Source organism: Streptomyces sp., from assembly GCF_035563135.1.
In the GTDB taxonomy this organism is placed as follows: domain Bacteria; phylum Actinomycetota; class Actinomycetes; order Streptomycetales; family Streptomycetaceae; genus Streptomyces.
The window spans coordinates 1-2,593 of the sequence record NZ_DATMVN010000539.1 but is presented as its reverse complement, the minus strand read 5'-3'; the positions used below and the strand labels follow the sequence as shown (position 1 = coordinate 2,593).

The 2,593-nt window shown below is 72.5% G+C and carries 3 protein-coding genes; all 3 read left to right on the top strand.

Translation table 11 applies throughout. The features are described 5' to 3' along the window. Positions 1-700 (top strand): D-alanyl-D-alanine carboxypeptidase/D-alanyl-D-alanine endopeptidase (gene dacB, locus VN520_RS23865; RefSeq protein ID WP_325748986.1); only part of this gene is annotated, 700 nt, incomplete at its 5' end. Positions 701-856: 156 nt separating this feature from the next. Then, positions 857-2,002 carry a zinc-dependent metalloprotease gene (locus tag VN520_RS23860; protein WP_325748985.1) on the top strand — a complete coding sequence of 382 codons (1,146 nt, stop codon included), beginning with the start codon at positions 857-859 and terminating at the stop codon, positions 2,000-2,002. A gap of 206 nt (positions 2,003-2,208) precedes the next feature. After that, the coding region (locus VN520_RS23855) for an ATP-binding protein (protein WP_325748984.1) at positions 2,209-2,593 on the top strand (385 nt) is incomplete at its 3' end.

The window sequence follows — 2,593 nt, the reverse complement described above, 5'->3', positions numbered from 1 at the left end:
CCTCGACAAGAGCGTCCGGGGGCCGGCGCCCCGTACCGACGACCCCGCCGGCGACGCCGCACGCGCCTTCGCGGACCTCCTCGACGACGCCGGTGTCGCCACCTCGGCCGCCCCCAGGTCCGGGCGGGCCGCGGCCGGCTCCCGGACGGTGGCCACGCACCTGTCGAAACCGCTCTCCGCCCTGGTCGAACGGGCCCTGACCAACAGCGACAACGACATCGCGGAGGCCCTGGTCCGGCAGACCGCGCTGAAGGCCGGGGAGCCCGCCTCCTTCGCCGGGAGCCGGCGCGCCGTCACCGCCAGGCTGAAGGCGCTCGGACTGCCGATGGCCGGGGCCCGGCTCGCGGACGGCAGCGGTCTCGACCGCGCGGACAGGGTGACGGCAGGGCTCCTGGCCCGGCTGCTCGCGCTCGCCGCCGGACCGGACCACCCCGAACTCCGCCCGGTCCTCACCGGACTCCCGGTCGCCGGATTCAGCGGCACGCTCGGCGACCGCTACACAGCGACCTCCCCGGCGACCGGGCTGGTCAGGGCCAAGACGGGCACCCTCACCGGGGTGAACAGCCTCGCCGGCACCGCGGTCGACGGCCGGGGCCGGCTGCTCGCCTTCGCCTTCCTGGCCTCGGGCAGCACGTCACCGGGCGAGGCGGAGGCCGCACTGGACGCCTTGGCCACCGCGCTCACCAAGGGCACCCGGTGAACGGGGCTCGCGGAAGGGGCCGGGCGAACGGGCCTCGCGGAAGGGGCCGGGCGAACGGGGCTCGCGGAAGGTGCCGGGTGAGCCGCGCTCGGCGAAGGCGCCCGGTGAGCGGCTGACACCCCACCACGGAGCGACCACCTCACGTACGGTTGACGCATGACGCGCATCGGTGGTGCCGAGATGGTCGACTGGAATCTCGCGGTCGCGACAGCGACCCGGTTCGTGCGACCGGGTCCCGAGATCAGCCGCGAGGAGGCCCGCGCCGTCGTCGCGGAACTCCGTCGGCATGCCAAGGCCTCGGAGGAGCACGTCCGTTCGTTCACCCGGATGATCCCGGACGGGCACGAACCCGAGGACACCCCGGTCCTGGTCGTCGACCGGGCCGGCTGGATCAGGGCCAATGTCGCCGGCTTCCGTGAGCTGCTGCGTCCCCTGCTCGGGAAGATGCAGGACCGCCGCGGCAGCGGCCCGGGCAACGCCGTGCTCGGCGCGGTCGGCGGCAAGGTGACCGGCGTCGAACTGGGCATGCTGCTGTCGTTCCTGGCCTCCCGGGTCCTCGGGCAGTACGAGACCTTCGCACCCGCCACCCGGGAGCTCCCCGCGGCCTCGAAGGGGGGCGGCAGGCTGCTGCTGGTCGCCCCCAACATCGTCCATGTGGAGCGTGAACTGGAGGTCGACCCGCACGACTTCAGGCTCTGGGTCGCCCTCCACGAGGAGACGCACCGCACCCAGTTCACCGGGGTCCCCTGGCTCCGCGACCATCTGCAGGGCGAAATCCAGTCTTTCCTCGACGAGACCGACGTCGACCCGATGACCGTGCTCGAACGCCTCCGTGAGGCCGCGCAGGCCTTCTCGGGAGGCAGCCGTCCCGAAGGCGAACGGGGGGAGGAGGGCGAGGACCGCGGGCGGAGCCTCGTCGAGATCGTCCAGACGCCCTCCCAGCGCGAGATCCTGGGCCGTCTCACCGCCGTGATGTCCCTGCTCGAAGGGCACGCCGACTTCGTGATGGACGGGGTGGGGCCCGATGTGGTGGCCTCCGTCGCCGAGATCCGGGAGAAGTTCCAGCAGCGCAGGGCGCGCGGTGCGAGCCGGCTGGACCTGGCGCTGCGCAAGCTCCTGGGGCTCGACGCCAAGCTGCAGCAGTACCGCGACGGCGAGAAGTTCGTCCGGGCCGTGGTGGACGAGGTCGGCATGGACGGCTTCAACCGGGTGTGGACCTCCCCCAACACCCTTCCGACCAAGGCCGAGATCGCCGCACCGGCGGACTGGGTGGCACGGGTGCACCGTAAGACAGATTCGTGAAGACGGATTCGTGATCCCGGTCGGGCCGGTGGCAGGAGATTGCCTCTCCAATCACCCATCCGAGGGACCATGAGGGCATGGGAAGGCGTGCAATGCTCGGTGGACAGCTTGTCTCTGTCACCATCGACGCACTCTGAGTGACGGGACTTCGTCCCGCGCGCTCCGAGGCACCCCCCCCAAAAAACTTCACCCGAAGGGCACCGGACATGGGTCCCCATCCTGCGGTCGCGGCGATACGCCTGGCGGTCCGCCGCGTACTCCACGACGTCGTCACCGAACACAACCGCCACACCGAACAGGCCGCACACGCCGAGTTCGCCGAAGCCGGCGCGGGCGGGCGGCGCTCCGCGCTCCCCGAACGGCCGGACACCCCGCTGGTGCTCGTCGCCTGCTCCGGGGGCGCCGACTCCATGGCTCTCGCCTCCGCCCTCGCCTTCGAGTCACGCAAGCTGCCCGTCCGCGCCGGCGGCATCACCGTCGACCACAATCTTCAGCCCGGCTCCGGGCTCCGCGCCGACGAGGTCGTCGCCCGCCTCGCCGAGATGCGCCTCGACCCGGTCGAGGCCGTCGCCGTGCACGTGGGCCGCGACG